Genomic DNA, 1,262 nt, shown 5'->3' on the forward strand with positions numbered 1-1,262 from the left:
ACGGAGACCGCCCCTCGAACGTGCGACAACGCCGCAGGTAGTGACAGCGGCGGGCTGCCATTGCCTGCGCCGCACAAACGCCGCCCTAAAGGGCATTTTCCCCTTTCAGGCAGTGCCTTTTTCGGGCATGACCAGGCGGCCCGGACCGAAGAGACAATTTCCCCCAACGGAGACGGTTCATAGGCTCGCCGGCGCCACGTCCACCACTCGTCTCACCAGGAGCCGCACCCACTCATGCGCACCCACCGCATCGCAGCCACCGCTGTTGCCGCCGCGTCGATCGCCCTGCTCGGCGGTACGGGTCAGGCATTCGCCGACAACCACACCTCCGCACAGGCCTCCGCGCCCCGGGCCGCCGCCGGCGCGGTGAGCGAGCCCGCGGCGAAGCTGACGGTGAGCGGCTACCTCACGTACCTCAAGGCGAGGCAGACGCTCAAGGCGCTGCCGAAGGCCAAGCAGGCCAAGTTCGTCACTTATCTCCTGGACCGCGACATCTACCTGGCGCTCGCCAACACCGTCAAGGGCAGCATCGGCCGGCCGGCGCACATCACCGACCCGTACCACGAGGGCGTCACGTTCGTCACCGACATCGCGACCCGCACGGGCAAGGACAAGCTGCGCACCACGTCGCTGACCTTCACCGTGACCGAGCGGATCTACGACATCCCGGTCACCTCCAAGACGCTGGCACTGCGTTTCCAGGCAGCCAAGGGCGGCAGCAAGAAGGTCGTCGCCGACGCGAAGGTCACCAACGTCAACGCGGCCATCGCGATCAAGGGCGGGCCGACCGCCACGAGCCTTGATCACGGGATCGGCCACGCTAGCACCACCTGGCATGCGGTACCGCGGGTGAAGTCGTTCGGCAAGCACGTCGCCAAGCGCCAGAAGGCGTGGGCCGGTCAGGGCTACTGGAGTGCTTCCCTGTCCGAAGGCAAGTAGGACTTCTGCCGCGTGGCGGGCCCTGGAACGGGGGCGCCGCCACGCAGTGATGAGGGGCGGCGGACGGCCGCCGCCGACCTGGGATTGCGTTGTGCCGGCGGAGGCGCGTGACGGAATTCCCTGCATTCTCGCTGAACAAATCCTGTGGAAGCGATCGGCAGCCTCTGTTACGTTTCGCCGGCACGCACGTGAGAGGTGCGTGGTGACCGCTGCGACAAGGGAGGTTGATGAATATGGCCCGCCAGACGCTTCATCAGCATGCCCAAGTCCGGGTCGCGGGAGGATAGCCAGCGGCCCGGTCGTCTGAAACGACCAGGAGTGTC

At 66.9% G+C, this 1,262-nt stretch carries 1 protein-coding gene; it reads left to right on the forward strand.

The features are described 5' to 3' along the window. Nucleotides 1-234 precede the first annotated feature (234 nt). Nucleotides 235-939 (forward strand): hypothetical protein, encoded by a 705-nt coding sequence (locus AB0I10_RS41200; protein WP_363157860.1) that lies wholly within the window; start codon nt 235-237, stop codon nt 937-939. The last annotated feature ends 323 nt before the right edge of the window (nt 940-1,262 follow it).

The sequence above is a fragment of the Streptomyces sp. NPDC050636 genome, from assembly GCF_040654775.1.
GTDB lineage: Bacteria > Actinomycetota > Actinomycetes > Streptomycetales > Streptomycetaceae > Streptomyces.